The 26,758-nt window shown below is 72.0% G+C and carries 27 protein-coding genes and 1 pseudogene; 16 read left to right on the forward strand and 12 right to left on the reverse strand.

What is annotated here, in order from left to right; genetic code table 11:
• Positions 1-3: 3 nt before the first annotated feature.
• Positions 4-474, reverse strand: a complete 471-nt coding sequence (locus AB0H52_RS00555) for a YbaK/EbsC family protein (protein WP_192580077.1) — start codon at positions 472-474, stop codon at positions 4-6.
• Between the two features lie 93 nt (positions 475-567).
• On the opposite strand from AB0H52_RS00555, the gene AB0H52_RS00560 reads away from it, so the two are divergent.
• The 8 genes from AB0H52_RS00560 (at position 568) to AB0H52_RS00595 (ending at position 9,323) form a co-directional block, all read left to right on the forward strand.
• Positions 568-1,965: an FAD-binding oxidoreductase gene (locus tag AB0H52_RS00560; RefSeq protein WP_151487603.1), complete on the forward strand. Its 1,398-nt coding sequence runs from the start codon at positions 568-570 to the stop codon at positions 1,963-1,965.
• Positions 1,962-3,305 (forward strand): class I SAM-dependent methyltransferase, encoded by a 1,344-nt coding sequence (locus AB0H52_RS00565; protein WP_151487602.1) that lies wholly within the window; start codon positions 1,962-1,964, stop codon positions 3,303-3,305. Before AB0H52_RS00560 ends, AB0H52_RS00565 begins: the two co-directional genes overlap by 4 nt.
• 100 nt (positions 3,306-3,405) lie before the next feature.
• Positions 3,406-3,963 (forward strand): helix-turn-helix domain-containing protein, encoded by a 558-nt coding sequence (locus AB0H52_RS00570; protein WP_151487601.1) that lies wholly within the window; start codon positions 3,406-3,408, stop codon positions 3,961-3,963.
• A complete protein-coding gene (locus tag AB0H52_RS00575; protein WP_151487600.1) occupies positions 3,956-4,819 on the forward strand; it encodes an SRPBCC family protein in 864 nt (287 codons plus the stop codon). The genes AB0H52_RS00570 and AB0H52_RS00575 overlap by 8 nt, the downstream gene beginning before the upstream one ends.
• A gap of 223 nt (positions 4,820-5,042) precedes the next feature.
• Positions 5,043-5,219 carry a hypothetical protein gene (locus tag AB0H52_RS00580; protein WP_192580076.1) on the forward strand — a complete coding sequence of 59 codons (177 nt, stop codon included), beginning with the start codon at positions 5,043-5,045 and terminating at the stop codon, positions 5,217-5,219.
• A 173-nt stretch (positions 5,220-5,392) separates the two neighbouring features.
• Entirely contained in the window at positions 5,393-7,648 is a 2,256-nt protein-coding gene (locus AB0H52_RS00585; protein ID WP_225854076.1) for an EAL domain-containing protein, read from the forward strand.
• Between the two features lie 50 nt (positions 7,649-7,698).
• On the forward strand, positions 7,699-8,457 hold the full coding sequence (locus AB0H52_RS00590) for a MerR family transcriptional regulator (RefSeq protein ID WP_151487599.1): 759 nt from the start codon (positions 7,699-7,701) through the stop codon (positions 8,455-8,457).
• Positions 8,458-8,540: 83 nt separating this feature from the next.
• Positions 8,541-9,323, forward strand: coding sequence for a hypothetical protein (locus AB0H52_RS00595; protein WP_357944276.1), 783 nt, complete (start codon positions 8,541-8,543; stop codon positions 9,321-9,323).
• A 7-nt stretch (positions 9,324-9,330) separates the two neighbouring features.
• Here the strand turns inward: AB0H52_RS00595 and AB0H52_RS00600 are convergent, their stop codons facing one another.
• Entirely contained in the window at positions 9,331-10,656 is a 1,326-nt protein-coding gene (locus AB0H52_RS00600) for a serine hydrolase (protein WP_192580074.1), read from the reverse strand.
• 104 nt (positions 10,657-10,760) lie between these two features.
• Here AB0H52_RS00600 and AB0H52_RS00605 point away from each other — a divergent pair, with 104 nt between their 5' ends.
• Positions 10,761-11,096, forward strand: a complete 336-nt coding sequence (locus AB0H52_RS00605) for an antibiotic biosynthesis monooxygenase family protein (protein ID WP_225854075.1) — start codon at positions 10,761-10,763, stop codon at positions 11,094-11,096.
• Between the two features lie 9 nt (positions 11,097-11,105).
• Here the strand turns inward: AB0H52_RS00605 and AB0H52_RS00610 are convergent.
• From AB0H52_RS00610 to AB0H52_RS00620, 3 genes and pseudogenes are all read right to left on the reverse strand, one after another.
• Positions 11,106-11,219, reverse strand: a pseudogene (locus AB0H52_RS00610) (hypothetical protein); the annotation flags it as partial.
• A complete protein-coding gene (locus tag AB0H52_RS00615) occupies positions 11,201-11,323 on the reverse strand; it encodes a hypothetical protein (protein ID WP_255473618.1) in 123 nt (40 codons plus the stop codon). The gene AB0H52_RS00615 and the pseudogene AB0H52_RS00610, both read right to left, overlap by 19 nt.
• Positions 11,324-11,375: 52 nt before the next feature.
• Positions 11,376-12,929 (reverse strand): gluconokinase, encoded by a 1,554-nt coding sequence (locus AB0H52_RS00620; protein ID WP_151487595.1) that lies wholly within the window; start codon positions 12,927-12,929, stop codon positions 11,376-11,378.
• 244 nt (positions 12,930-13,173) lie between these two features.
• Between AB0H52_RS00620 and AB0H52_RS00625 the strand changes: the two genes are divergently transcribed.
• The 3 genes from AB0H52_RS00625 (at position 13,174) to AB0H52_RS00635 (ending at position 16,292) form a co-directional block, all read left to right on the forward strand.
• Positions 13,174-14,316, forward strand: coding sequence for a hypothetical protein (locus AB0H52_RS00625; RefSeq protein ID WP_151487594.1), 1,143 nt, complete (start codon positions 13,174-13,176; stop codon positions 14,314-14,316).
• 45 nt (positions 14,317-14,361) lie between these two features.
• A complete protein-coding gene (locus AB0H52_RS00630) occupies positions 14,362-14,895 on the forward strand; it encodes a hypothetical protein (protein ID WP_151487593.1) in 534 nt (177 codons plus the stop codon).
• 188 nt (positions 14,896-15,083) lie between these two features.
• Positions 15,084-16,292, forward strand: coding sequence for a hypothetical protein (locus tag AB0H52_RS00635; protein ID WP_151487592.1), 1,209 nt, complete (start codon positions 15,084-15,086; stop codon positions 16,290-16,292).
• 18 nt (positions 16,293-16,310) lie between these two features.
• Here AB0H52_RS00635 and AB0H52_RS00640 read toward each other — a convergent pair whose 3' ends face one another.
• A complete protein-coding gene (locus AB0H52_RS00640; RefSeq protein ID WP_357944283.1) occupies positions 16,311-16,739 on the reverse strand; it encodes a VOC family protein in 429 nt (142 codons plus the stop codon).
• Between the two features lie 188 nt (positions 16,740-16,927).
• Between AB0H52_RS00640 and AB0H52_RS00645 the strand changes: the two genes are divergently transcribed.
• Positions 16,928-18,040, forward strand: coding sequence for a ricin-type beta-trefoil lectin domain protein (locus AB0H52_RS00645; RefSeq protein ID WP_151487590.1), 1,113 nt, complete (start codon positions 16,928-16,930; stop codon positions 18,038-18,040).
• 271 nt (positions 18,041-18,311) lie between these two features.
• Here AB0H52_RS00645 and AB0H52_RS00650 read toward each other — a convergent pair whose 3' ends face one another.
• The gene (locus AB0H52_RS00650; protein ID WP_151487589.1) at positions 18,312-18,830 is read right to left on the reverse strand and encodes a flavoprotein; all 519 of its coding nucleotides are present in this window, start codon (positions 18,828-18,830) and stop codon (positions 18,312-18,314) included.
• Between the two features lie 48 nt (positions 18,831-18,878).
• On the opposite strand from AB0H52_RS00650, the gene AB0H52_RS00655 reads away from it, so the two are divergent.
• Positions 18,879-19,034 carry a hypothetical protein gene (locus AB0H52_RS00655; RefSeq protein ID WP_192580073.1) on the forward strand — a complete coding sequence of 52 codons (156 nt, stop codon included), beginning with the start codon at positions 18,879-18,881 and terminating at the stop codon, positions 19,032-19,034.
• A 99-nt stretch (positions 19,035-19,133) separates the two neighbouring features.
• Here the strand turns inward: AB0H52_RS00655 and AB0H52_RS00660 are convergent, their stop codons facing one another.
• The gene (locus tag AB0H52_RS00660; protein ID WP_357944286.1) at positions 19,134-20,147 is read right to left on the reverse strand and encodes an SMP-30/gluconolactonase/LRE family protein; all 1,014 of its coding nucleotides are present in this window, start codon (positions 20,145-20,147) and stop codon (positions 19,134-19,136) included.
• Between the two features lie 68 nt (positions 20,148-20,215).
• Positions 20,216-21,097 carry a cellulose binding domain-containing protein gene (locus AB0H52_RS00665; RefSeq protein ID WP_151487587.1) on the reverse strand — a complete coding sequence of 294 codons (882 nt, stop codon included), beginning with the start codon at positions 21,095-21,097 and terminating at the stop codon, positions 20,216-20,218.
• A 197-nt stretch (positions 21,098-21,294) separates the two neighbouring features.
• On the opposite strand from AB0H52_RS00665, the gene AB0H52_RS00670 reads away from it, so the two are divergent.
• Entirely contained in the window at positions 21,295-22,188 is an 894-nt protein-coding gene (locus AB0H52_RS00670; RefSeq protein WP_357944290.1) for a hypothetical protein, read from the forward strand.
• A 66-nt stretch (positions 22,189-22,254) separates the two neighbouring features.
• On the opposite strand, the gene AB0H52_RS00675 is transcribed toward AB0H52_RS00670, so the two are convergent.
• The 3 genes from AB0H52_RS00675 to AB0H52_RS00685 form a co-directional block, all read right to left on the reverse strand.
• Positions 22,255-22,476, reverse strand: coding sequence for a hypothetical protein (locus tag AB0H52_RS00675; RefSeq protein WP_151487585.1), 222 nt, complete (start codon positions 22,474-22,476; stop codon positions 22,255-22,257).
• A 287-nt stretch (positions 22,477-22,763) separates the two neighbouring features.
• A complete protein-coding gene (locus tag AB0H52_RS00680) occupies positions 22,764-23,132 on the reverse strand; it encodes a DUF4180 domain-containing protein (RefSeq protein WP_151487584.1) in 369 nt (122 codons plus the stop codon).
• Positions 23,125-23,577 (reverse strand): helix-turn-helix domain-containing protein, encoded by a 453-nt coding sequence (locus tag AB0H52_RS00685; protein WP_151487583.1) that lies wholly within the window; start codon positions 23,575-23,577, stop codon positions 23,125-23,127. Before AB0H52_RS00685 ends, AB0H52_RS00680 begins: the two co-directional genes overlap by 8 nt.
• 194 nt (positions 23,578-23,771) lie before the next feature.
• Here AB0H52_RS00685 and AB0H52_RS00690 point away from each other — a divergent pair, with 194 nt between their 5' ends.
• Positions 23,772-26,756: an AAA family ATPase gene (locus AB0H52_RS00690; RefSeq protein ID WP_151487582.1), complete on the forward strand. Its 2,985-nt coding sequence runs from the start codon at positions 23,772-23,774 to the stop codon at positions 26,754-26,756.
• Positions 26,757-26,758 lie beyond the last annotated feature (2 nt).

Raw genomic sequence — 26,758 nt, forward strand, 5'->3', positions numbered from 1 at the left:
CTCTCAGCGGGTGGGCTGCGGATCGGTGACGTCGGCCACGGTGGCATCGAGGGCGGTGATCGCGGCATCCGCGTCGATCGCGACGGCGAGGCCACGCTCGCCGGCACCCAGGGTGATCTGCCGGCCGCGAATCCGTTCGTCGGCGATCACCGGCCAGGCCGTGCTCGCGCCGAACGGGGTGATGGTGCCGCGCTCGTACCCGGTCGCGGCCAGGGCGCCGGCCGCGTCGGGCATGGAGAGCCGGTGCACCCCGAGCAGGGCGCGCAGCTTCGGCCAGGAGATCACCCGGTCCCCGGGGGTGAGCACGAACAGGTGGTCATCCTCACCCCGACGGACCACGATCGTCTTGACCACGTCGGCGACGGCGACGCCCCGGACGGCGGCGGCCTCGGCCAGACTGCCGACCGCACCGTGGCTGACCAGCCGGTATGGCAGTCCGGCGGAGTCCAGGGCGACGATCGCGGGCGATGGCATGCCCGCCACGGTAACCGCCGCATCCGCTGCCGGACGGGAAACGGCCACCGTCGACATCCCACCGTTTCCGGAGTGCAGGCGTAAGGTGATCACATGCGCGCGGAGCGTGTGGATCACCCCATTGACCATGTTCAAGCGGTGGACACGCTGCGGCGGTCGTACGCCGCGGTGCCCACGGGCGAACCTGTCCGGCTCGCCAAACGCACCTCCAACCTGTTCCGCCCCCGGTCCGCTCTGCGGACCCCGGGCCTCGACGTCAGTGGCCTCAACCGGGTGCTCTCGGTCGATCCGACCGGGCGCACCGCCGATGTGCAGGGCATGTGCACGTACGAGGATCTGGTCGACGCGACGCTGCCGCACGGGCTGATGCCGTTGGTGGTGCCGCAGTTGCGCACCATCACGCTGGGCGGCGCGGTGACCGGCCTCGGGATCGAGTCGACCTCGTTCCGCAACGGCCTGCCGCACGAGTCGGTCCAGGAGATGGACATCCTCACCGGCACCGGCGAGATCATCACGGCCCGCCCGGACGGAGAGCACGCCGACCTGTTCACCGCGTTCCCCAACTCGCTGGGCAGCCTCGGTTACGCCACCCGGCTGCGCATCGAGCTGCAACCGATCGGTCGGTACGTGGCGTTGCGCAACATCCGGTTCACCCAGTTGGAGGCGCTCACCGACGCGATCGCCGAGGTGACCGCCACCCGGGCCTGGGCCGGTGAGCCGGTCGACGCGATGGACGGGGTGATGTTCAGCCCCGGCGATGCGTACCTGGTGCTGGCCACGTTCACCGACGCGGCGGACCCGCCGAGCGACTACACCGGTCAGGCGATCTACTACCGGTCGCTGCGTCAGCGCACCCGCGACGTGCTCACCGCGTACGACTATCTGTGGCGCTGGGACACCGACTGGTTCTGGTGTTCGGCGGCGTTCGGCGCGCAGCACCCGGTGGTGCGCCGGCTGTGGCCGTCGCGGTATCGGCGTAGCGACTTCTACCACCGGCTGGTGCGCCTGGAGCATCGGCACCAGGTGGCGGCACGGATCGACCGGTTGCGCGGCCAGCCCGCCCGGGAACGGGTCGTGCAGGACGTGGAGATCCCGCTGGAACGTACCGCCGACTTCCTGCGCTGGTTCGCGGCCAACGTGGGGATGAACCCGGTGTGGCTGTGTCCGTTGCGACTGCGTGAACCGGCGGGTCCCGGTTCCGCGCGGTCCTGGCCGCTGTATCCGCTCCACGCGGGTCAGGACTACGTCAACATTGGGTTCTGGGGGAGCGTGCCGATCGCGCCGGGCGCCGCCGACGGCGACGTCAACCGCACGATCGAACGCAGGGTGTCGGAGTCGGGCGGCCACAAGTCGCTCTACTCCGACGCGTACTACGACCGGGATGCCTTCGATCGCCTCTACGGCGGCGACACGTGGCGGGCGGTGAAGGACCGCTACGACCCGGACCACCGGCTGACGGGACTGTACGAAAAGGCGGTAGCACGAGCATGAGCCTGACCGACCGAGACCAGGGGGCGGCGAGCGTCCCCGCCACCCCGCCGGCGGGGGGCCGGCACGCGGGTCCGACCGTCGCGGATGTCGTCCGCGCGGTCACCGCCGGGCCGTTGCCGGTGCGGATCACGGGGTACGACGGCAGCGCCGTCGGCCCGTCCGACGCGGGCATCACCCTGGCGATCCGTAGTGAGCGGGGATTGTCCTACCTGCTCACCGCCCCCGGTGATCTGGGCATGGCCCGGGCGTACGTCAGCGGCGACCTGGCGTTGCAGGGGGTGCACCCGGGTGACCCGTACGAGGCGTTGCGGGTGCTCAAGGACGAGCTGCGGTTGCGGCCACCGTCGCTGGCAGACGGGCTGGCGCTGGTCCGCGGGTTGGGGTGGGAGCGGCTGATGCCGCCGCCAGCTCCACCGCAGGAGGCGCTGCCGCGGTGGAAGCGGGTGATGAACGGGCTGCGGCACTCGCGGGTGCGCGACAGCACCGCCATCTCGCACCACTACGACGTGTCGAACGCCTTCTACGAGAAGGTGCTCGGCCCGTCGATGACGTACACCTGCGCGGTGTACCGGTCGCCGGACGACACCCTGGAGCAGGCGCAGGCGGCGAAGTACGACCTGGTCGCCGCCAAGTTGGCGCTCAAGCAGGGGATGCGGCTGCTGGATGTGGGCTGCGGCTGGGGTGGCATGGTGCGGCACGCCGCCCGCGAGTACGGGGTGAAGGCGCTCGGGGTGACCCTGTCGAAGGCGCAGGCGCAGTGGGCGCAGGCGGCGATCGAGCGGGAGGGGCTGACCGGGCTGGCCGAGGTGCGGCACCTGGACTACCGGGACGCGCCGGCGGAGCAGTTCGACGCCATCTCGTCGATCGGGCTGACCGAGCACATCGGGGTGCGCAACTATCCGGCGTACTTCGGGGCTCTGCGGGACCGGCTGCGACCGGGCGGGCGGCTGCTCAACCACTGCATCACCCGGGCGGACAATCGGGCGCCGCACCGCTCCGGGGCGTTCATCGACCGGTACGTCTTCCCGGACGGTGAGCTGGCCGGCCCGGGTCGCCTGATCAGTGAGGTGCACGACGCGGGGCTGGAGGTGCACCACGAGGAGAACCTGCGTCAGCACTACGCGCTGACGTTGGCCGCCTGGTGTCGCAACCTGGTCGAGCACTGGGACTTCTGCGTCTCCGAGGTGGGCGCGGGCACCGCCCGGGTGTGGGGTCTGTACATGGCCGGGTCGCGGATGGCGTTCGAGCGCAACGGCATCCAGCTGCACCAGGTGCTGGCGACCCGTAACGGCCCGGACGGGGTGAACGGCTACCCGCTGCGTCCCGACTGGTTGCCCTGACCATCCGCTGACCGTTGCCTGAAGCCGCGCCGAGAAAGTCGGCGCGGCTTCTCGCGAAGCGATTGACAAACAAGTTTTGTACGTACAAACTTATTTTGCCATGAGAGATGTCCTGTACCTGGAGCAGATCGAGCAGGCCGAAGTCCTGCTCAAGCCGCAGCGCGTCGAGGTGCTGCGGCAACTGGCCGAACCGCGCACCTGCACCGAGGTCGCGGCCCGACTCGACCAGACGCCGCAGCGCGTCTACTACCACGTCAAGCAGCTCGTCGCGGCCGGCCTGGTCGAGCTGGTCAACGAGCGCAAGGTCCGCGGGATCACCGAGGGCATCTACCAGGCGGCCGCCCGGTCGTACTGGCTCTCGCCGCGGCTGGTCGGCCGGATCGGGCTGCGCCGCGCCCGTGACGAGCTGAGCCTGGGCTACCTGCTCGACCTGATGGAGGAGGTCCAGGCCGACATCGCCGCCCTGGACCGGGCGGCGCCCGAGCTGCCCTCGATCGGGGTGGCCGGCGAGATCCGGGTGCCCGCGGAGCAGCGCCAGCAGTTCCTGCACGACCTGCAGACCGCACTACAGGATCTGTTCACCCGCTACGGCGGCAGCGAAGGAGATGCCTTCAAGCTGGCCGTGGCCTGCTATCCGAAAGGGACCGAACATGAGTGAACCGTTGAAGGTGCAGGCCCGCCTCTCCGCGTCGGTGGGACGCGTCCGCGAGGCCCTGACCGACCCCGCCGCGCTGCGACTCTGGCTGGCCGAGCACGCCGAGGTCGAGCTGCCGCAGCGGTACGAGTTCTGGGGCCGCTACACGCCCGAGGGCGACGCCCCGCACCAGCGGCTGCTGCACGCTGACGACGACACGCTGCGCTTCGGCTGGCTGCTCGACGGCGTGGAGACCACCACCGAGTTCCAGCTCACCGCCGACGGCCCGGACGCCACCGTGCTGACGCTGACCCAGAGCCACTTCGACTTCGCCGAGGCGATGAGCGGCTCCAGCATCCGGGGTGTGCTCCAGACGTACTGGGCGCTGTCCATCGCCAACCTGGCCGCCCACCTGGAGGGCCAGCCGCTGCTGCCCCGCACCGACTTCACCTCCGCCGACCTGCGCGGCGAGCTGGTCATCGCCGCCCCCGCCGACAAGGTCTGGGAGTCGCTGACCGACTCCGAGCAGGCCAGCGCCTGGTTCGGCTACCCGATCGGCATCGAGCCGTGGGTCGGCGGCCGGTACGCCATGGGCGGCTTCGAGGCCGGGTACGCGGCCAAGATCGTCGACCTGGAGCCGGGTCGGAAGATGTCCGTCGACTGGGGACCCACCGGCGTCAGCACGTGGGAGCTGGCCGAGTCCGGTGGCAAGACCACGCTGACCTTCGTGCAGAGCGGCTTCGACGAGGCCAACCCGCCGTACGCGGCCTGGAGCGGGTCGGTCGCCGGGCTGTTCGAGCTGCGCCGCTACCACGAGATGGTGGCCTGGCAGCCGATCTGGATCGCTGAGGAGGTGCCGGGCCTGGAGCCGGCCAGCTGACGCGCCGCACCCCTTGATCGTGCGTCGGCGGCGCGACGGGGCTGTGCTGATCCGCCTGCGGAATTCGGTGACTTTTCGCGGTGGAGTGGGTACTGGCGGGCGATGTTCTTCATCCCCCTCATCCCGATCCGCACCCGGTACGCGCAGCAGTGCACGTTCTGCGGGGCGGAGTACGAGATCTCCCGGTCCGACGCCGAGCGCCTCCCGGTCGGCTGATCCGCCGATGGAACGTTTCCTCTGCTGGCTGATCGGCCGGCCACCGCCGTCGGCCGGCCCCGCCGTGCACACCGTGGCGCGCCCGCCCTGCACCCCTGGCCGGCGCGGACGCCGCCGCGCCCGCCGTCCGTCGGCCGGCACCACGCTGCCCCGCTCACCCTGGAACCGCTCCGCCGGCCGCTGACCGACCGGCCGCGACGCGTACCCCGACGGGCCGGTCGGGGGCGCGGTCGGTCGTGGCCGGACCGGCGCGGACGTTCGGCCCTGGCGGCCTAACCGGGCGGTAGCTAGGCTTTCGGGGTTTGCCGTGGAGCGGTCCGCCCGACTGTGCACACACGACGAAGAGCCGGAGCGACCGTGTCGCGACAGGACGTAAAGCAGGCCGCGGGGCAGCTCCATCCCGCCGGCCCGATTCTCGCCGCCACGGTCCTCGTCCTGGAGGCGGGCTGGCTGGTCGCCGCCCTGCCCGGCGCCGCGCTGGTCAGTGACGTCGGCGCGCTGCTGGTGGCCGGCTGGGCGACCGTCGCCTGTGCCGGGGTGGCCCGTCGCCATCCGGCTCCGCTGCGCCGGTTCTGGACGCTGCTCGCCGTCACCATGGCCCTCGCCGCGTGTGGCCGGGCGATCTGGACCGTGCAACGGCTCGTCGGCGGTGACCTGCCGCACACCCCGCTGGTCGGTGTGGTCTTCACCGCCGGCATCCTCACCGGCACGGCCGCGCTGCTCAGCTCACCCTCCGCGCCACGGAGCGGGGTCGGGCGGGCCCGGACGCTGCTGGACGGGGTGATCGTCGCGCTGGCCCTGGTGCCGGTCGGCTGGGTGCTGGTGTTCCAGGGGGTGGCCGCCGCCGAGCTGGCCGATCCGGCGCGCACGTTGGGGTTGCTCTACCCGATGTTCGACCTGATGCAGCTCACCATCCTGGTGGCGGTCTCCGGCCCGGCGCGGCCGATGTGGCGGCCCATGAGCATGCTCGCCGCGAGCCTCACCATCCGGGTGGTCGCCGACGTCGTCTACGTCTCGCTGGTGGCGCGCGGCGACTATGCCGCCGGGCATCCGATCGACCTGTGCTGGCCGTTGAGTTACCTGCTGATCGGGCTGGCCACCCGGTACCCGCCGCCGCCGGACTGCGACGGCACCGACGACACCGTCGAGTCGCCGTTGCCGCCCTGGTGGCGGGTCGCCCTGCCGTACCTGCCGGTGGGTGGGGCGATCATCGCGGTGCTGCTGGCCCGGCGGCCCACCGGGCAGACCCCGCAGCTGGTGTTCGTCACGATGATGGCGTTGCTCGCCACCCTCGCCCTGCGCCAGGGGCTGGCGTCCAACGAGAACCTGCGCCTGGTGGTCCGGCTGCGTCGGCTCGCGTACGGCGATCAGCTCACCGGGCTGCCCAACCGGCTGTTGTTCAACCGGCTGCTGCGGCTGGCCCTGCGCGATGGCCGACCGGTGGCCGTGCTGCTGCTCGACCTGGACGGGTTCAAGCAGGTCAACGACCGGTTCGGGCACGCCACCGGCGACACCCTGTTGACCGGCCTGGCGGCGCGGATGCGGGCCGCCGTGGACGACGACGGCATGATCGCCCGTCTGGGCGGGGACGAGTTCGCGGTGCTGGTCGACGGTGACCGGCCGGTGTCGCCGGAGCGGCTCGCCGAGCGGCTGCTGGACGCCCTGCGCCCCTCCGACGGCGACGACGACGTCGGCGTGCATCCGTCGGCGAGCATCGGCATCGCCGAGTACGGCCCGCAGCACACCTCGCACACCGACCTGCTACGCGACGCCGACATCGCCATGTACGCGGCGAAGGCCGCCGGGAAGTCCGCGTACCGGACGTGCACCCCCGCACTGCGCGAGTCGGCCGTGTCCCGCGCCGAGTTGATCGCCGACCTGCGCCGGGCCGTCGACGAGGAGCAGCTGCACCTGGAGTTCCAACCCATCGTCGACCTGACCACCGGCGTGGTCCGCAGCGCGGAGGCCCTGGTGCGGTGGCGGCATCCTCGGCTCGGCATGCTGCCGCCGGCGAGGTTCCTGCCGCTGGCCGAGGAGACCGGGCTGATCCTGCCGATCGACCGCTGGGTGATCCATGAGGCGTGCCGGGCGGCGGCGACCTGGCGGGTGCGGGCACCGGAGGCGACCGTGGCGGTGAACATCGCGGCCGCGCACCTGCGCCGGCCGGACCTCATCGCCACGGTCACCGAGGCCACCGCCGGCGCCGGGTTGGCACCGCGCGCCCTGACCCTGGAGTTGACCGAGTCGGCGCTGATCGAGGGCACCGACGCGGTGCTGGAGCGGCTGCACCAGCTCCGGGAGCTGGGCATCGCGATCGCCATCGACGACTTCGGCACCGGCTACTCGTCGCTGAGCTACCTGCACCGCATCCCGGCCACCGAGCTGAAGATCGACCGGTCGTTCGTGGCCCGGCTCGGGACCGACGACCGGGCGTACGCCACGGTGGAGATGGTCACCCGGCTGGCCGGGGCGTTCGATCTGGCGGTGGTCGCCGAGGGGGTGGAGACCGAACGCCAGCACGAGGCGGTCACCGCGATCGGCTGCCCCCGAGGTCAGGGCTATCTGTACGGGCGACCGGACGGCGCCGCCACGGTGGGTCAGAATCGGGCTTGACCCTGACGTAGCGGCAGGCGGGAGCGTGGTTCCCGGAAGGGAGGGGAACCATGGCGTACACGGTGGGTCAGGTGGCGCGGGTCGCCGGCGTGACGGTGCGGACGTTGCACCACTACGACGAGATCGGCCTGCTCTCGCCCAGCGGGCGCACCTCGGCCGGTTACCGCCGCTACGACGACGCGGACCTGCAACGGCTGCAACTCGTCCTGTACTACCGGGAGCTGGGTTTCCCGCTTGAGGAGATCGCCGCGATCGTCGCCGACCCGGCGGCCGATCCGGCCGCGCACCTGCGCCGTCAGCACGAGCTGCTGACGGTCCGGATCAAACGGTTGCAGGAGATGGTCACGGCGATCGAGTTCGCGATGGAGGCGAGCAAGTTGAACATCCAACTCACGCCCGAGGAGCGGTTCGAGGTCTTCGGCGACTTCACGCCGGAGGAGCACGAGGCCGAGGCGGAGCAGCGGTGGGGTGATACCGACGCGTACCGGGAGTCGAACCGGCGGGCGTCCCGTTACGGCAAGGAGGACTGGCTGCGGATCAAGGCGGAGACCGAGGACTGGGGTCGGCGGATCGTCGCCGCGCTGGCCTCGGGTGCGCCGGCGGACGGCCCGGAGGCGATGGACCTGGCCGAGGAGCACCGGCAGAGCATCAGCCGCTGGTTCTACGAGTGCTCGTACGAGACGCACACCGGCCTGGCCGACATGTACCTGGCCGATGAGCGGTTCACCGCGTACTACGAGAACCTCGCGCCGGGCCTGGCGGCGTACCTGAACGAGGCGATCCACGCCAACGCGATCAGCCGCGCCTGATCGGCCGGGAGGCCGACCCGGAACAGCAGTGCGGGCGGTCCGGCTAGTCTGGCCGGACCGCACCCGCCCCCGGGGAGATGACCGTGCAGAAGCCGAAGCTGATCGCCGCTGTCGCCGTGCTCGCCGTGGTGGTCGGCGGTGGGGTGTGGGCACTGGTCGCCGCCGGCGACGAGCCGGACGCGGGTCGTCCGGCGGCCGACGCCCCACCGCTGCCCAGCGATCCGGTCGCTGTGCTGAAGGCGGCCGCCGCGAAGGCCGACGAGCAGCCGTACAAGTTGACGGTGGGCACCGGCGGGACGGCCGACGGGGGTGACAGCACGGTGGTGCTCTGGGATCCGAAGGCGAAGCGTGGTCTGGAGACCACGTCGCTGAAGGTGCCCAACGGCGCGGTGAAGATCGAGCGGTTGACCACCGGGCCGGACGTCTACGTGCGGGTCACCGCGCCGGACCGCCGTGTCCCGGTCTGGGACGGCAAGACCTGGTGGCACGTGGGCGCGCCGGGTGCGCCGGCCGCGAAGCAGGGTCTGGACAACACCCGGTTGGCCGGCACGCTGGCCGCGCCCGCGGGGGTCCGGCAGACCGGGGTACGGGAGTACGCCGGCACCCTGGACCTGCGGGGCAGCGGCGAGGTGCTGGGCAGTGGCGTCGGCACCGTGCTGGGTGACCGGGCCGGCGCGGTGCCGTTCACCGCGTCCGTCGACGAGCAGGGGCGGTTGGTCCGCTACCGCATCGAGTTGGCCAGCGAGCAGTCGCAGACGGCCCAGCTCGACCTGACGTACTCGGATTTCGGGCTGTCGGTGACGGCCGACCCGCCGGCCGCGGACCTCATCGGCGAGGACCCGCCGGCGAACATCCCGGGCGCCTGACGCCGGCTCACTCTTCGACCGCGCCGTCGGCGGGGGTGACCAGGAAGTCGTAGACGGTGCGGGCCATCCGGCGGACGGTTTCGTCGCCGGTGGCCATCGGCCCGGCAGTGAGGAACGCGACGGCGGTCTCGGTGCCGGGGATCAGGTAGTAGCCGACGTCGTGGGAGGCGTCGGGCAGGTCGCCGGTCTTGTGCGCGACCGGCACCCCGGGTGGCAGTGCCGCCGGAATTTTGGTGTTCAGGGTCTGCTCGCGCATGAAGCCGATCATCAGGTCGCGGGAGGCGGGAGTGAGGATCTCGCCGTCCCAGACCGCGCCGAGCAGGGACACCACGTCGTCCGGGCTGGTGTAGTTCTCCTCGCCGCGCTGGGCGGCCGCGCTGTCGAGCATCCGCCGGGCCAGGATGGTGGACCGCTGGTTCATCGAGTCGATCAGCGCGTTGACCGGGGCGAATCCGCCCAGGTAGGTGATGAGCACGTTCGCGGCGATGTTGTCGCTGTACTTGATCAGGTATTGCGCGAGCCGGTGCAGGGTCACCACCTGCGGAAACGTCTCGAACTGGAGCTGGCCGGTGCCGCCGACCACGTCGGCCGGTGTGACCAGCACACCCTCGTCGAGCGAGACCTGTCCACAGTCGACACGGCGGAGCAGCTCGACCAGGATCCACAGTTTGATCACGCTGGCGGCCTTGGGGCGCAGTGCGCCGTTGACCGCGATCTGCTGGTCGCCGTACCGGCCGGACAGGTCGCGGACGGTGGCACCGGCCGGGTTGAGGCTGGCGTCGGCGACGACCCGGGCGAGCTGCCCGCTGAGCGGGAACAGCCGGGCTCCGGCGACCGGGTCGGTGGGCGGCTGCGGGCTGGTGACCACCACGCCGGTCAGCTCCACCGGCTGTGCCTGCGGCCCGGACACCACGACCGTGCCCTGCGTACGCCCGACGAGCGGCACCCGGTAACGGAAGCTGCGGCCCTCGACGGTCACCTCGCCGCTGGCCACTCCGGCGGCGACCCGCAGGTCCGGGTCGGCGACCCGGCCGGTGTCCCCGTCGCACGCCCGGTAGCGCACGGTGTGCCCGAGCGGGTCCACGGCGAATGCGCCGCCGGGGAACGACAGCCAGGACACCTCGCTGGTGGGTGCCCGCTCCGGCGTCGGCTCCAGGCCGGGCTCGTGGCTCTGCCCCTCGGCCGCGTACCCCGGTGTGCTCGGGTGGTCCGGCTCCGCGGAGGCCCCCGGGCCGTCCGCGGTGGCCGGCCCGGTCGTCGCGACGACCGCGAGCGCGACCGCCGCCGTCAGCCATTTCAGGGGTACGCGGGGATGTTTGTCGCTTTTACTCACGTTTGCACGATAAGAAGCGCGAGAGGTCGCTGAGGCCGCCGGGAACGCCGTCACCCGTCCGGGCGGCGTTGTCCCCATCGGTGTGATGACTCAGGGGTATAAATATGACTCTGTGGCATCACGCGCATCAGCGTCCCCCGACCCGAGGGGCGCCCGTGTTGATCATTGCTGGGAGTCTGCGCGTCGAGCCGGGCGCGCGCGACGACTACCTGTCCGAGTGCGACGCGGTCATCGCGCAGGCACGGGCGACCGCCGGTTGTCTGGACTTCCTGCTCGCGGCCGACCCGCTCGACCCGGAGCGGATCCACGTCTACGAACGCTGGGAGTCCGCCGAGCAGTTGGCGGCGTTCCGGGGCTCCGGGCCGAGCGATCCGCAGACGGCGGCCATCCTCGACGCCGACGTGCACCGTTACCTGATCTCCGGCGTCGAGGCGGCCTGATCCGGTCCGCTACAGCAGCAGGTCGAGCAGGAGAACGCCCAGGAAGCCGGCCACCGAGATGATCGTCTCCATCACCGACCAGCTCTTGATGGTCTGCCCGACGGTCAGTCCGAAGTACTCCTTGCGGCGATGACGAGTTGGGCGTCGCCGGCGCTGGTCACCGGTTCGGCCGGGGCGGCGAGGATGGTCAACGGTTCGGTGCGGGTGAGAGCGGCGTGTGGCGGCACGGGGATCACGACCTTCGGGACGGGGTCGACCCTTGTCGGGCCGGCCGAAGGGTCACATCGGGGGTCCTGCTGAGGGCTCCGGCTCCGCGGGCAGGCCGGGTGCCATCCGGCGCATCGAGGTGAACGTGGGCACCAGCGCGTCGTACAGCTCGGCGAAGAGCGGCAGCAGCGCCGCGTACGTGGCGGACGCGGCCGGGTCGGGCCGGACCGTCTCCTCGATCCGCACCAGGTCGGCGGCGACGTCGATGCTCGCGATCAGGCCCAGCGCCTGCATGCCGAGCAGCGCCGCGCCGAAGCTCGACCCCTCGTGCGCGGCCGGGAAGCTCACCGGCAGGCCGAGCACGTCGGAGAGCATCTGCCGCCACAGGCCGCTGCGGGCGAAGCCCCCACCGGCGCGGATCTCACGGACCTCGTTGCCGGCCGCGCGTACCGAGCTGAGCACCAGCGCGAGCTGCTGGCAGACCCCCTCCAGCGCGGCCCGCACCAGATGCTCGCGGCGGTGCCCGTGGGTCAACCCGACGTACGCGCCGCGCGGCAGGGCGCTCCAGTGTGGCGCCCGCTCGCTGTGCAGGTACGGCAGCATGATGAGCCCGCCCGAGCCGGCCGGGGCACGGGCGGCGATGGCGACCAACTCCTCCTCGGCGTGCTCGCCCAGGTCCGGGGCGAGCGCCTCGCCGGCCCACTTAAGCACGATGCCGCCGTTGTTGATGGCACCGCCGACCGTCCAGCGGTCCTCGGTCAACGCGTAGCAGAACACCCCGCCCAGCGGGTCCACGCCGGGCTGCTCGACCATCACCCGCATCGCGCCGCTGGTGCCGATCGAGCAGGCCACCATGCCGGGGTGCACCGCGCCGAGGCCCAGGTTCGCCAGTGGCCCGTCGCCGGCGCCGACGACCACCGGGGTGCGCTGCGGCAGGCCGGTCGTGGCTGCGGCCTGCGCGGTGAGCCCGGGCAGGACGGCGGTGGTGGCGACCAGCTGGGGGAGCTGCTCCTCGGTGATGCCGGCGATGCGGAGCGCCTCGCTGTCCCACTCCAGCCGGTGGATGTCCATCAGGCCGGTGGCCGAGGCGATCGAGTGGTCGACGACCAGTGCCTCGCAGAGCCGCAGCAGCACCCAGTCCTTGATGCCGACCCAGTGGGCGACGCTCTCGAAGAGCTTCGGCTCCTGCTCGGCGAACCACAGCAGCTTGGGCAGTGGCGACATCGGGTGGATCGGCGTGCCGGTACGGCGGTGCAGCGCCAGGCCGGACGGCACCGCCCGCAGCCGCTCGGCCTGCCGGGTCGACCGGGAGTCGGCCCAGGTGACCGACGGCGTGAGTGGGTTGCCGTCCGCGTCCAGCCCGATGAGGCTGTGCATGGCGGAGCTGAACGACAGCCCGGCCACCGGATCGACCAGCTCCGCGACGACCATGCTGATCGACTTGAGCACCGCGTCGAGGATGAGCTGCGGGTCCTGCTCGGCGTACCCGGGTTGCGGGTCATTGAGGGGATAGCCGACCGAGTGGCTGGCGAGCTGCCGCCCCTCGGTGTCGTACGCGACGGCCTTGGTGCTGGTGGTGCCGATGTCCACGCCGACGACCACGGCCGGCCGGGTGCCCTGCGACATGACGCTCACCCCCTCCGTACGGCGGTGCGGCGGCATCGCCACCCGGCTGCGGCTGACGTTACCGAGCCGGCGACCGCCGCGCACGACAGAGCAAAATGTGAATCGACGCAGCAGTATCGCCCTATCGTGCGGGTTGCTCCGCCGATCGGGTAATTCGTCCGTACTTGGCGTTTCCGGGCAGCACGCCGCGCCTGTTAACACGGTGACAACCCAGATTGGTGGCCTACGCGGCGAAGGAGTCGGCGTGGCAAAGACTGATTCGACGGGTTCCACATGGCGGTACCGGTGGGCGCACCGGCAGAACGTGCGGCGGGTCAGCACGTACCGCGGCGCCGAGGCGGCCTGGCGGCGACGCGACGACGAGTTACGCCGGTTGCGCGCCCTCGCCGCCGACTTCGCGGGCTCCGCCGCGGCCGGCGAGGGCCTGCCCCTGGAGTTGGGTGCCGACGAGGTGGTGCTCTGGGCGCTGCCCGCCGTGCAACTCGTCGAGGTACGGCACACCACCGTGCTGCCCGCCCCGGACCTCACGGTCGCCCCGCCGTCCGGGCCGCTGCGCCCGCGCCGCCCGGACGGCGTACGCGTCATCGACGCCGGCATGGCGGTCATCACCAGCCGCCGGCTCGTGCTGCTCGGCGGACGCGGCCGGCGCGACTGGGCGTACGGCAGGATGACCGGCCTGGCCCACGACCCGGCGGCCCCGGTCACCCTGATCCAGGTGCTGGACCGGCGGCGTACCTCCGGCCTGCTGCTGCCCACCGACGCGGCACCGGATTTCCGGTTCAAGCTGACGTTGGCGTTCGCCGACGCGATCGAGCAACGCGCCGCGGTGCTCGCGCAGCTCGACGAGCTGATCGCCGAACATGCCCAGCTCAAGCCGTTCCGGCCGGCCGTGGCCACACCGGCGCAGGCCCGGCTCACGGCGTTCGTGCCCGGTGGGCGGCGGACCGTCGCGGTGGCCGCGGCCGTCGCGTTGCTGGTGCCGGCGGCGCTGATCGAGTCGGACCCGTCCGACCCGACCGGAGGCGCCGAGGTCGCCGCCGCCGCCACCCCGGCGCTCACGCCCAGCGTTGCCCCCGCGCTGATCCGCCCGGCGGCTCCCCGGCAGGGCACGACGCCGAAGCCGACGAAGTCACCCCGCCCGTCGCCGAGCACGAGCCGCGACGCGCGCTGCGGCGCCCCGGACAATCCCCTGGGGTACGACTTCTGCGCCGGCACCCGCATCCGTCAGCCCGCTGCCGAGGTCTGCGACTGGTTCGACTGCGTGCCCGGCTTCTGGGCCGGTCGCGGGTACCTCGTGCAGTGCCGGGACGGCTCGGTCAGCCTGACCGGCGGCCGGGCCAACGCCTGCGCCGACCACCGGGGAGTACGTCGTACCATCGCGAAGTGACCGATTTGGGGACGAACGTCCCCTTCGGTCGGCGACAATGATCGAATGGAGATCCGGTCTGACGACGGCGCGCGGGTACGGATCCGCCCGATCGGCTACCAGCCCGGCATCGACCCGCCCGACGACCCCGACGTGGCCGCGCCCGGCTGGCGCGACTGGCTGCTCATCGAGGTCGACGCCCGCACCGCGGACGGTCAGACCTGGTCGCACCACTACCCGAGCCTCCTCGTCGAGGAGGCCCGCGCGCTCGGCGGATGGCTGCACGGGCAGGCATCCGCGGCGCTCGGGTCCGACTCGCCACCCGCGACGGTCCGCTTCACCGAACCCAACCTGGTCCTGCGCACCCGGATGATCCGCCGTCGACGGCTGGAGCTGACCGTCGAGTTCTCCGCCGAGTCGTTGCCGCCGTGGATGCGCCGCCCGGTCACCGCCGTCTACCCGCTGGTCCTCACCGTCTCCGCGGACGCCCTCGCCGTCGCCGCCGAGCAGTGGGCGGCGCACTGCGAGGCGTACCCGCCGCGAACCCGGTCGCGGTTTCCCGCCCGCGACCCGCTACCGCACCGCCGGCGCGCCGGTTGACCGTGTGAGCTGAGGCAGTTCTTCACCTCGCTCCGCGGGTGATGCGCGGCGGCGGAGCCGAGCCCAGCGTGGCCGGCTCCGCCGCTGCCGGTCGTTGCCTGTAATTCTCTCCTTTCGGGACCAAAGGGGAGCATCGATTGCGTCCGCGTTCCCTGTCACGTACGTGAGCGGTTGTACCGCGTGTGACCGTGACCTCACTGGCATCTTCACCGTGGCGGACCGCCTGGGCCGAACGCGAGAACGACCGGCGTCGGCGCGCGTACCGCGACGCCACCGACTCCTGGCGGCGCCGAAACGACCACCTGGTCAGGCTGCGGATCGAAGCCGCCGGCTTCCTCGGGTGTACGCAGCCGCGCACCGGCCTGCCCGTGGATCTCGACGACGACGAACTCGTCTTCCGCGTCGTCCCCGTCGCCGAACTGGTCGAGGCCGAGGCGCGGCATATTCCTGGGCTGCCCACGCCGGGCGGTCACTGTGCCTTCGCCGACGTTGTGCGCGAAGCGCTGCCAACGGGCCTGCGGGTCGTCGACGCGGGCCTGGCCGTCGTGACCAGCCGACGGGTGGCGTTCGCCGGCCGCGAGTGCCGGCGCGAGTGGCGGTACGCGGACCTGGTCGGCGCCGCCCATCACCCCGACGTGCCGGTGACCCTGCTGCACGACCACGGTGGACTCTCCGGGCTGCTCGTCCCGGTCAACGCGGTGGTGAACTTCCGCTTCTACCTCACGCTCGCCGCCACCGGGGACCGCGCCGCCCTCACCGCCCACCTCGACGCGCTGCTGTCGGCCCACCAGGCCGCCCGGCCCACACCGCTGCCGATGGTGGGGCCTGACGAGGCACCGCCGACCGCGGTACGCCCCGATCGACGAATGACCGCCGTCGCCGCCGTCACGGCGGTGGTGATCGCGACGTTGGGGCCGGGTGCCTTCGGGGCGGAACAGCAGGGACGCTCGGCGCAGGCGAGCCCGGTCGCGGACGTGCCGGCAGCCGTTCAGGTCCAGGTGCCGGCCCGTCCCATCGGGCCGGTTCTGCCTGGCGGCCCGGCGTCACCGGTCCGGCCGGCCGCTCCGGGTGGGCCGGCCGCCCCGGTGCCGGTGGTGCCTCCGGCCGGTGTGGTGGGCCGTGCGGCGCCGAGTGCGCCCGCCCGGCCGGTGGTCCAGGCGGCCCGCCCGGTGGCGGTGGCTCCGACTCCGGCGGTCGTACCGTCGCCCCCGCCGGTGCCGACCCCCGGCCCGGCTCCCACGGCCTCGCCCACGCCGGCGCTCCCGATGCCCAGCGCATCGGTCACACCGAGCGCGCCCGCCGCGAGCCCGACGCCGTCCCCGTCGGACTCCACGCTGGTGACGGTCTGCCTGGACCCCCTTCAGCTCCCGCTGCTGTGCCGGTCCGCGGCGCGGTGAGCGTCTTGTTGTCCGGCCTCAGGTGGTGGCGCTGAAGTCGGGCAGGGTCAGGGTGCCGTCCGGGCCGAGCTGGAAGCCGGGGTTCCAGGCGATCTCCCACAGGTGGCCGTCCGGATCGGCGAAGTAGCCGGCGTAGCCGCCGTAGAACGTCTCCCGCGCCGGTTGGGTCACCTCGGCACCCGCCTTGCTCGCGGTGGCGATCACCTCGTCGACCTCCTCCCGCGAACGGACGTTCTGGGCCAGGCTCATCGCGCCCGTACCCGGATTCCGGACGCCGGCGTCGTCGGCCAGTTTGTCCCGGCTCCACAGCACCAAGGCCAGACCGCCGGCCTGGAAGAAGACCGTCTCCTCGACCTCCTGGCCCCGCCAACCGAGCTGCTCGTAGAACGCTTTGGCGCGCGGCACGTCGGTGACTCCGAGGGTGATCAGGCCTATCCGCTGCTCCATCTTCGTAACCTAACGCGCTCCGCTCCGGGATCCGCGGAGGTAGACCAGAACATTCCAAGGAATCTACAATCGTCTCTGTTAACGCTCACACTCGTCCCAGTGCTGAGGCAGTGACGCCATGCCGATTGACGATCGGCGCGCGGCCGGCCCATGCCCTCGGCCAGCTCGACCAACCAAGGGAGAGATCCATGCGAACGAGGGCACGATGGCTCACGACGCTCGCCGCGCTCGGTGTCGTGGTCGCCGGAGTGGTGACACCCGCCGGCCCGGCCAACGCGGAGTCCAACGGCGGGGTACGGGTGATGCCGCTCGGCGACTCCATCACCGAGGGCACCCAGGTGCCGGGCGGGTACCGCATCGGGCTGTGGCAGCGCCTCGCCGCCGGCCGGTACACGGTGGACTTCGTCGGGTCGCAGTTCAACGGGCCGGCCAGCCTGGGCGATCACGACCATCAGGGGCACCCCGGCTGGCGGATCGACCAGATCGACGCCACCATCGTCGGCTGGCTGAACACCCAGCGGCCGCAGACCGTCCTGCTGCACATCGGCACCAACGACATCCTGCAGAACTACAACGTGAGCACCGCGCCGAACCGCCTGTCCACGCTCATCGACAAGATCACCAACACCGCGCCCACCGCCGAGGTGTTCGTGGCGCAGCTCATCCCGCTCTCCAACAGCAACCAGGAGGCGGCCGTCCGCACGTTCAACGCGGCGATACCCGGCATCGTGCAGAGCAAGGTGAACGCCGGCAAGCGGGTGCACCTGGTCGACATGCACAGCGCTCTCACCACCGCCGACCTGATCGACGGCGTCCACCCCACCGCCGGCGGCTACGACAAGATGGCCGCCCGTTGGTACAGCGCGTTGCAGTCGGTGCCCGGAAGCGTCGGCAACCCGGGCAGCGGCGGCGGACAGACCACCGCCATCGTGGGCACGCTGTCCGGCAGGTGCGTCGACGTCCCCGGGTACTCCACCACCAACGGCACCCAGCTGCAGCTGTGGGACTGCCACGGCGGCACGAACCAACAGTGGACCTACACGACCGGCAAGGCGCTGACCGTCTACGGCAACAAGTGTCTCGACGCCGCCGGTTACGGCACCTCCCCGGGCACCCTGGTCACCATCTACGACTGCCACGGCGGGACGAACCAGCAGTGGAACGTCAACGCCAACGGCACGATCACCGGAGTGCAGTCCGGCCTCTGTCTGGACCCCGTCAACCAGGGCACCGGCAACGGCACGAAGCTCGTCCTCTGGACCTGCACCGGTCAGACCAACCAGCAGTGGAGCCGCCGATAGCTCGTCGGACGCCGGCAAGATCGCGCAAGATCCTGGTTGTAGTGGTATCGGCGCGTCGGTGAGGCCACTACATCCTGGTTCGAGCGTGACCTTGACGGCGGTCGGCGTCCCGCCCGGACCGCCGCGTAGCTCTGCCCTGGGTGCGGCGGGCTACGCGGCGATGGTCCCGGCGGTGGCGTACACGTCGGCGGGCAGGGGGTGGTGGAGCTGCCACAGGATGCGCATCGGCCGGTCGCCGGTGTGCGACTCGGTGCTCCGCTGGGGCGGCTGTTCAGCGCGGGTGAAGTGATCGCAGAGCCTCGTTGACCACGTCCCACCGGCGCCGCCCCGGCGCCGGGTTCACTACTTTGCCCTCAGCGACGACAACACCGGCAGCGCGCAGTACCGCCACGTGACCTGCGTACGCCGGATGCGCGGCCAACTCCGCCTTGACATGTGGGAAGGCGACGATCGGTAGGCCCGCGCCCAGCGACTCGTTGAGGACACCGAGCGCCAGGGTGTCGTTGATGCCGAGTGCCCACTTCGTCATCGTGTTGAACGTGACCGGCGCAGCCACCACCACGTCGGCCGGCGGGTGCGGCTCCGGGTCGCCGGGCATCCGCCATTCGACGCGTACGAGATAGCCGGTCTTGTCGTGCAACGCCGCCCGGTCGAGCCACGGCGCGGCGGTGGGGCTGACGATCAGGCACACCCGCCATCCGTCAGCGATCAGGAGGTCGACCAGCTCGTCGATGTGTTCCGCGGGACCAGCAGCGCAGACGACCAGATACAGCACCGGGCGTTCCGTCATGCTGGCAGTTTGCCGGAGTCGGACGACCCACAGGTAGGCGGATACGGAATGCGCGGCAGCGTCGCGCTGGCCACGGCGGCGTTCGCGCTCACCCTGCTCGGGCCGGGTACGTCGAATGTCGGGGCTGTGGCCAGCGGCGAGGTCGGCCCATCGGCCTACCCCTGCAATGTCTGGAACCAGGACTGCTGGCCGATCGAGCTGTGACCGAAGGTCACCCTCGGTTACCGGGTGCCTGAATACCCGATAGCTGGTTCGGAGGATGCCGTTCCCACAGATCACACTGACCGGGGAACGGCATCCTCATCAGTACGGATAGCCGGGGACGTTGAGTCGCACGCTGTACAGGCCGGAGTCGTTCCTCGGGCCTGAGGTGATGTAGAGGGTCTGCCGGTCGGGGCCGCCGAACGCCACGTTTGTCGTACCGGAGGTGCCGGAGCGGATCGTGCCGAGCGGGGTGCCCGTGGGGGAGTAGACGTGGATCAGGGAGTCCGAGCCGGACGCCCAGTACACGTTGCCGGCGCAGTCGATCGTGACGCCGTCCGGCCCGCCGAGGTAGTTCACGAAGACGCTGCGGGCGCCGGTGCTGCCGTCGGGCTGGACGGCGTACCGGTAGATCCTGTTCTCGGAGTAGGCGCCCACGTACAGCGCGGTGCCGTCCGGCGAGAGCGCGATGCCGTTGGGCTGGCGCAACCGGTCGTCGACCAGGGACACCTGACCACCGGAGACGCGGAAGACGCTGGTACGCCCGCTCAATTGGTCCGGGCGGTTGCCGCGCTGGAAGGTGGGGTCGGTGAAGTAGGCGACGCCGTCGGAGCGGACCGCCACATCGTTGGGCGAGTTGAACGCCCGACCCTGGTAATTCGTGGCGACGGTGCTGCGGGCCCGGTCGCTGATCCGGTACGCGGACACGTTGCGCTGGTCGTGGGTGGCCGCGATGATCTGCTGGGCGTCGGTGCTGAGGGCCAGGCCGTTGCTGCCGGCGTTGGCGAGGAACGTGTCGAAGGTCGCCGGCGGGGTGAACCGGCGGATCGTGGACGGCTGGACGTTGTACGGCCCGGTGCCGGCCGCCATGTCGGAGAACAGCAGATAGCCGCCGTCGGCGACCCAGACCGGGCCTTCGAGGAACGAGAAGCCACTCTGGATCTTCGTGGCCGTCACGGAACTGGTCGGCAGCGGCGGACCGTAGCCGGTCCCCGTCGGGCAGACCCCCGGTGGTGTGCCGGGCGGATTGGCGAGGGCCGCGCCGGCGGGCAGTGACGCGGTGCTGAGCGCGACGCACAGGCCGGCCAGCGCGGCAATGGTGGGACGCCAGGTCATCGAAATACTCCAAGGGACGGGTCGGTGCCTCCGCGGGCTGTCTCCGCCCGGCGTGACGAATGGGTACGTCAGGCGTTCGTGTCACCGAACTCGCGTACCCCGTCGACGTCCAGCGTGATCCGCCCGTTCTCGGTCCACTGGCCGGTGGCGGGGAGCCAGCTCGGGTCGTCGCGTTCGTCGATGTCGCTCCAGCTGTGCCGGTGGTGCCGTAGCTGGATCGGCCCGGTCGACGCGCCCGGTGCGAGCGTCCCGCTGGTGAAGGTCAGCTCGACCCAGCCGGGGACGGGCGTGCCCGGCGGCGGGTAGGGCGGCGCTGGCGTCGACATCGTCGACGGCGCGCCCGGTGGGATGAAGAACTGCACGGTCTGCCGGATCCTGTCGCAGCCCAGCGTCGCCCAGTCACAGTTCGGCACCAGCGAGGTGTTGCCGCCCTCGAAGCGCAGGTGGTAGCGCACCCGCACGGTCGTCAGGTCCAGTGGTCCGGTGCCGGTGTTGGTGACCCGCAGGAGGTGCTGGATCTGGTTGTTCGTCGGCGCCCAGTCGAGGTTGAGGTAGTTGACCGTGGCGCGGCCGGAGGCGGTGCGCACGGTGGTGGCGGGCGAGCTGTCGGAGTAGCCGCCGAGTGCGCGGGCGGCAACCGCGATCCGGTACGTCGTGCCGGGCGCCAGGTCGGTCAGCGTGATCGTGGTGTCGGTCGTGGTGCCGAGCCAGCGGTACGTGTTGGGGCCCAGCGGGACCTGCACCTCGTAGTTGATCGGCTGCTCGGCGGCCGGATCGCCGATCCAGGTGGAGGGTGCCCAGCTGAGGGTGAGCTGGTGAGGTTGGTTCACCACCACCGTCGGGCTGCCGGGGGTGCTGATCGCCGGGCCGTCGGCGCGTGCGGCGTTGACGGCGAGCAGGCTCGCCACCGTGGCTACGGCGACGGCGGCGATGACACGGCGAGCGGACATGGTCCGAATGCTAGGGCGATCCGGAGCTAATTCATAGCCACATGTCAATATGTGGACGGGCCTCGTCCGTTACACGACGTAGTCGGCTTGAAGATAATGCCTGGTCAGTCGACTACCTACCGTGAACCCTGTCATCACCAACGGCCTCGGCGTCGGCGACCCAACGGCCGCCGCGGGGCCTCTGACGGGAGAAACACATGCGTGCTCAGAAGCAGACCCGGCGAGCGTCCGTACTCGTGCTCGGTCTCGTCGTGGCCGGGGCGGTGGTCGCCCCGGCGAGCCCGGCGTCCGCCGCGGTCCCCGGTCTGGTGCGGATCGCCGTGACCAGCGTCAACACCTCCGCCGACTTCCACAGCGCCACGGCGACGTGCCCGGCCGGCAAGGTGCTGACCGGCACCGGCTACGAGCTGAACGGCGTCACCGGCGAGGGCGTCGTCGACGACCTGCGCCCCAACGGCGGCCCGGCGACCGCGCCCACGGCCGTCACCGTCGGCGCCTACGAGGCGGAGGCGTTCGCCGGCACCTGGTCGGTGACGGCGTACGCGATCTGCGCGAACCCGCTGCCCGGCCTGGTGCGGGTCTCCACGGCCAGCGTCAGCGACTCGGCCGACTTCCACTCCACCACCGCCGCCTGCCCGGTCGGCAAGGTGCTGACCGGCACGGGTTACGAGCTGAACGGCGTCACCGGTGAGGGCGTGGTCGACGACTTCCGCCCCAACGGCGGCGTGGCCGCGGCGCCGACCTCGGTCAACGTCGGCGCGTACGAGGCCGACGCGACCGCGCTCAACTGGTCGGTGACCGCGTACGCGATCTGCGCGAACCCGCTGCCCGGCCTGGTGCGGGCGTCCACGGTCGGTGCCAGCAACTCCCTCGACTTCCGCAGCGTCGTCGCGGGCTGCCCGGCCGGCAAGGTGATGACGGGAGCCGGCTACGAGCTGAACGGCGTCACCGGCGAGGGCGTGGTCGACGACTTCCGCCCCAACGGCGGCCCCGCGACCGCGCCGACAACCGTCGATTCGGGCGCGTACGAGGAGGATGCGTTCGCCGGCAACTGGTCCGACACGGCGTACGCCATCTGCGCGACGGCGTAGGAAACCGCTCAACCGGTGCGGCCGCCCCGCGAACGCGCGGTGCGGCCGCACCATCGACTGATCGGCTCAGGAGCCGCCCTGGCGCTGAATCCGCCCGTCGCCCGAGACCTTGGCCCGGCCCAGGCCACCCTCGGTGCCGGCCGGGCCGGTCGCGGTACGGCGGTGCCGTTGGTCGGGCGAGTGTTCCATGGTCGAGCCCTGGCGGCCCGGAGCGCCGCTGCCCGAATGCCGCCGGCCTCGCGCCGACTCGCCGCCGCTGTCGTGTTTGTTCTGCTTGTGGCTACCCATGGCTCGCGCGTACCCGGTCACCGGGCGGCTAGTCACCAGCGCCGAACAGCTTGCCCGGCCCCGTACCCGGCGGTGCGTTCGACCCGCCGATCTGACCGTGCTGCGGATCCGGGTCGGGCAGAGCGTGCTCGATACCGCGATATGGCGTCGTCGCCAGCCGCCTCCCCGCCGACGCCGGTGTGGGCCGCCGGAACGGCTGGTCGGCCGAGGAGTGGCTGGCCTATCTGCGCTGGGCGGCCGCTCAGGGCCAGGCCCGGGGCGTGGAAACGGACGCGGTGGAGATGGCGCTACGCCGTGGCGCGGAGACGGGCGTCGAGGGCGTCGAGGTCGGGGACGAACCAGATGTGCTCGGCCTTGTTCGACTCGTGCACCAGGGCGCGGAGCGCCGAGCTGCCCTCCAGCCGCGCCGAGATGTCACCGACGACGGCCAGGCGCAGCCGGTAGTTGACGAACTTCTGCATCACCTCGCCGGCGAAGCGGGTGCCCAGCGAGAAGAAGCGTTCGTCGAAGCGGTCAGCCGGCACGGCAACCACCTGGGCGCCGGCGAAGGCCGCGCCGATCAGGTCCAGCGCGTCCTGCTCGGTGGCGACGGTCGGTCCGGCCGGGTCGCAGACCAGCACCTGCACGCCCGCGCGTTTCTGGATCTCGTCAGGCATCGGGGACCTCCCGGTCGAGTAGGCCGTTGTCGGCGTTGAGGACGGCGTCGAGCAGGTGCAGCAGTTCGGCGGTGGCGGCGGGAGCACCCAAAATGATGATCTTCAAGCGGTGGCGCTCCTCGTCGTGCACCGTCTGCACCCGCAGCGGGTTGGCCTGATCGTGGCCGGTGTTGGCGCTGGCCAACATGAGCGTGCCGAGGCGGTCGGCGGCGGCCCGGTCGACCCCGTCGATCTGCACGATGCTCGACACCTCCGCCGGCCCGACGACGCTGGTCGCCGCCGGGCGCTGCCCGGTGAGCGCGTCGAGATCGGTGGCGGCGATCCGGTACTGCTTGCCGATCCGCACCGCCCGCAGCCGACCCGAGCGGATGTAGCCGCGCACCGTCCGCACGTGTAGGCCGAGCCGGTCGGCGACCTGCTCCACCGAGTACATGTCTTCCGTCATCGTTCCCTACGGTAGCTCGGCTAGGGAACTTTAGGTAATGACGCGGCCTGATTCGTCGACGGCATCAACTCCAAAGGGCCCGCAACAACCCCACCCCGCCCTTGAGACGGCGAGGTCGAGCGCGCCGAGAACGCCGGGTACGCCAAACCAACCGCGCCCGCGCTGTCGGAGCGTTCCAGTACCGTCTGGAAACCATGGACGCGCGGCTCGGCGACGCCATCATCGGGCGGGATCACCCCGCGGGTCTGCTGCGCGCCGAGCTGGACCGGGCCGCCACCAGCCACGGGGGTCTCGTCCTGGTCACCGGGGAGCCCGGCATCGGCAAGACGACCCTCGTCACGTCGGCGGCGCGGCAGGCCCGCCAGCGCGGCGCGCTCGTGCTCGGCGCCGCCTGCTGGGATTCCGACAGCGCTCCCGGCTACTGGCCGTGGGTGCAGGTGCTGCGCGCCCTGCGGCGCTCCGCCGACGACTGGGCGGTCGCACGGCCCGACGCGGAACCAGCCCTCGCGGCCCTGCTCGGCGAGACGGCGAGCACCGACGACCTGCGCAGGCTCGCCGACGGCTGGGCGCCCGAGGACGCCGGCCGGGACGTCGCCGACCAGGAGGCGTTCGCCCTGTACGACGCGGTGACCGCCGCGCTGGTCGCCGTCTCCCAGCGCCGGCCGGTCGTGGTCGTGCTCGACGACCTGCACTGGGCCGACCCGGCCTCGCTGCGGCTGCTCGGGTTCGCCGCCCAGCACACCTGGTTCGAGCGGCTGCTGCTGATCGGCACCTACCGCGACGCCGAGGTCGAGTCAGGCGAACATCCGTTGCGCCCACTGCTCATGCCGCTGGTCGCGAAGTCCACCACGATCACGCTCACCGGCTTGGCCCGTGACGAGGTCGCCGCCCTGATGGCACGGACGGCCGGACGGGAGCCCGACGCCGGCCTGGCCGACGAGGTGCACCGGGCGGTGACCGCCCGGCTGGTGGCCGCCCGAGGTGGCGGCCGGTTCGCCTTCGCTCACGACCTCGTCCGGGAAACCCTCTACGACGGGTTGACCGACGACGACCGGCAGGCCCGGCACGCCGACGTCGTCCGGGCCGTCGACGACCTCCGCGAACTCACCGATCGACTGGTCCCGGCCGACCTCGCCCGCCACGCCTACCTCGCCGGCCCCGCGCTCGACCGCGCCCGGGTGGCCACCCTGCTGGTCGCCGCCGGCCGGGACGCGTTCGCCCGGCTGGCCACCGACGAGGCGGCCGTGCACTTCCGCCGGGCGTTGGAAGTCGTCGAGGACCGGGCGCAACGGGTGCGGATCCTCGTCGAGTTCGGTGAGGCGCAATACCACCACGCCGGCCGGGACGAGGCCGGCCAGCTGCTCACCGAGGCCGCGACGCTGGCCCGCACACTCGACGACCCGGTGCTGCTGGCCCGCGTCGCCCTCATCGTGAACCGCGCCCGCCAGGTCGAGACCGCCGACTCCGTCGAGGCGGCGGAGCTGGTGCGCGAGGCGTACCGGCAACTGATCGGCGAGCCGGACGCCACCGCGTCGGTCGGCACGCTGATCGCCGACCTGATCACCGCCACCGAGACCATCGCCCGGCGAGGGCAGGACGACGAGGCACTCACCTTCAGCCTCTGGGCCCGCCACGACACCACCTGGGGGCTGGGCACCGCGGCGGCCCGTGCCGCGCTGACCACCGAGATCCGGGACGTGGCCCGTCGTACGGGAGACCGGGAAACCGAGCTGTGGGCCACCTCCTTGCGTTGGGTGGCGCTCCTGGAGCTGGGCGACCCCCGATTCGTCGACGAGTTCACCACCTTCGTCACCGCCAACGAGCAGGGCGACCTCGCCCGACACCGGATGGCGGCGGCCGTGGACAGCGGGATCATCGCGGCCTTCCGAGGTGACTTCGCCGAGGCCGACGAGCGGTTCACCGACATCACCGACGTCGCCGACCCGAGCCACGCCGAGTTCGGGTTCATGGGTCATCACCTGCGCTGGTCCCGGCTGGTGCTCCAGGGCCGGTTCGCCGAGGCCGGCACCCTGCTGGACGCGCTGGCCCCCATCGACTACCCCTACCGGGAGCTGCTGCGGGCCATCACCGCCGCCGAAGGCGGCGACGCCGAGACGGCGATCCGGCTGACCGCCGGCATCGAGGCGACCGGCACCCGCTACCCGCGTCCGGTGTCGCCGCTCTGGCTGCGGTTACGCGCGCAGGTCGCCGCCGCGTCCGGTGACCCGCGCCGCTGCGACGACGTGCGGGCCGCGCTCGCCCCGCACCGCGGCCAGTGGGCGGTGGGGCTCTTCGGCTGCGACATCAGCGGTCCCGTCGACCACTGGCTGGCGTTGATCGACGCCGCCCAGGAACGCTGGGACGACGCCATCGCCGGCTTCACGGCCGCCCGTGACTCCGCCGACCGGATGGGCTCCCGGCCCTGGTCGCTCATCGCCCGGGCCGGCCTCGCCAACGCCGTGGCGGGCCGGGGCCACCCGGGCGACGCCGCGACGCTGGCCGAGCTGCGCGCCACCACCGCCCGGGAGGCCACCGCCCTCGGCATGACGCAGGTGCCGCACCGGCTCGCCAACCCGACCCCGGCCGCGGCCCAGGCCAGCCCCGCACGGCAGGCCGTCGCGCCGGCCATCGAGGGGTACGAGTTTCGGCGCGACGGGCCGGTGTGGCAGCTCGCGTACGCCGGTGTCGTGGTGCACCTGCCCGACGCCAAGGGGCTGCACGACCTGCACCTGCTGCTCAGCCGCCCCGGCAGCGACGTGCCGGCGGTCGAGCTGCTCGACCCGGCCGCCGGCCCGGAGCTGGTGGCCGCCCGCCGGATGGGCGGCGACCCGATCCTCGACGACGAGGCGAAGGCCCGCTACCGGCGGCACCTGGCACGCCTCGATGAGGAGATCGACCGGGCCGCCGCACGCGACGACGAGCGGAAGGTGGCCGCACTGGACGCCGAGCGCGGCGCGCTGCTCGACGAGCTGCGCGCCGCGGCGGGGCTGGCCGGCCGGAGCCGCCGGCTGGGCGACGAGGCCGAGCGGGCCCGCAAGACGGTCACCGCGCGGATCAGGGACACGCTGCGCAAGCTCGACGACCGGCACCCGGCCCTCGCAGGCCACCTGCGCGAATCCGTCTCCACCGGCAACACCTGCCGCTACCTGCCCGCCAACCCACCGCACTGGCAGCTCTGAAA

Origin of the sequence: Micromonospora sp. NPDC050695 (assembly GCF_040654415.1) — a bacterium.
Lineage (GTDB): Bacteria > Actinomycetota > Actinomycetes > Mycobacteriales > Micromonosporaceae > Micromonospora.

Bases quoted from the DNA above. Each gene is read 5' to 3' on its own strand.
- AB0H52_RS00560 (WP_151487603.1), top strand. From the start codon at position 568: ATGCGCGCGGAGCGTGTGGATCACCCCATTGACCATGTTCAAGCGGTG.
- AB0H52_RS00690 (WP_151487582.1), top strand. From the start codon at position 23,772: ATGGACGCGCGGCTCGGCGACGCCATCATCGGGCGGGATCACCCCGCG.
- AB0H52_RS00605 (WP_225854075.1), top strand. From the start codon at position 10,761: ATGACTCTGTGGCATCACGCGCATCAGCGTCCCCCGACCCGAGGGGCG.
- AB0H52_RS00670 (WP_357944290.1), top strand. From the start codon at position 21,295: ATGCGTGCTCAGAAGCAGACCCGGCGAGCGTCCGTACTCGTGCTCGGT.
- AB0H52_RS00590 (WP_151487599.1), top strand. From the start codon at position 7,699: ATGGCGTACACGGTGGGTCAGGTGGCGCGGGTCGCCGGCGTGACGGTG.
- AB0H52_RS00675 (WP_151487585.1), bottom strand. From the start codon at position 22,476: ATGGGTAGCCACAAGCAGAACAAACACGACAGCGGCGGCGAGTCGGCG.
- AB0H52_RS00630 (WP_151487593.1), top strand. From the start codon at position 14,362: ATGGAGATCCGGTCTGACGACGGCGCGCGGGTACGGATCCGCCCGATC.
- AB0H52_RS00645 (WP_151487590.1), top strand. From the start codon at position 16,928: ATGCGAACGAGGGCACGATGGCTCACGACGCTCGCCGCGCTCGGTGTC.
- AB0H52_RS00565 (WP_151487602.1), top strand. From the start codon at position 1,962: ATGAGCCTGACCGACCGAGACCAGGGGGCGGCGAGCGTCCCCGCCACC.
- AB0H52_RS00575 (WP_151487600.1), top strand. From the start codon at position 3,956: ATGAGTGAACCGTTGAAGGTGCAGGCCCGCCTCTCCGCGTCGGTGGGA.
- AB0H52_RS00580 (WP_192580076.1), top strand. From the start codon at position 5,043: ATGGAACGTTTCCTCTGCTGGCTGATCGGCCGGCCACCGCCGTCGGCC.
- AB0H52_RS00620 (WP_151487595.1), bottom strand. From the start codon at position 12,929: ATGTCGCAGGGCACCCGGCCGGCCGTGGTCGTCGGCGTGGACATCGGC.
- AB0H52_RS00655 (WP_192580073.1), top strand. From the start codon at position 18,879: ATGCGCGGCAGCGTCGCGCTGGCCACGGCGGCGTTCGCGCTCACCCTG.
- AB0H52_RS00665 (WP_151487587.1), bottom strand. From the start codon at position 21,097: ATGTCCGCTCGCCGTGTCATCGCCGCCGTCGCCGTAGCCACGGTGGCG.
- AB0H52_RS00650 (WP_151487589.1), bottom strand. From the start codon at position 18,830: ATGACGGAACGCCCGGTGCTGTATCTGGTCGTCTGCGCTGCTGGTCCC.
- AB0H52_RS00570 (WP_151487601.1), top strand. From the start codon at position 3,406: ATGAGAGATGTCCTGTACCTGGAGCAGATCGAGCAGGCCGAAGTCCTG.
- AB0H52_RS00680 (WP_151487584.1), bottom strand. From the start codon at position 23,132: ATGCCTGACGAGATCCAGAAACGCGCGGGCGTGCAGGTGCTGGTCTGC.
- AB0H52_RS00685 (WP_151487583.1), bottom strand. From the start codon at position 23,577: ATGACGGAAGACATGTACTCGGTGGAGCAGGTCGCCGACCGGCTCGGC.
- AB0H52_RS00660 (WP_357944286.1), bottom strand. From the start codon at position 20,147: ATGACCTGGCGTCCCACCATTGCCGCGCTGGCCGGCCTGTGCGTCGCG.
- AB0H52_RS00555 (WP_192580077.1), bottom strand. From the start codon at position 474: ATGCCATCGCCCGCGATCGTCGCCCTGGACTCCGCCGGACTGCCATAC.
- AB0H52_RS00640 (WP_357944283.1), bottom strand. From the start codon at position 16,739: ATGGAGCAGCGGATAGGCCTGATCACCCTCGGAGTCACCGACGTGCCG.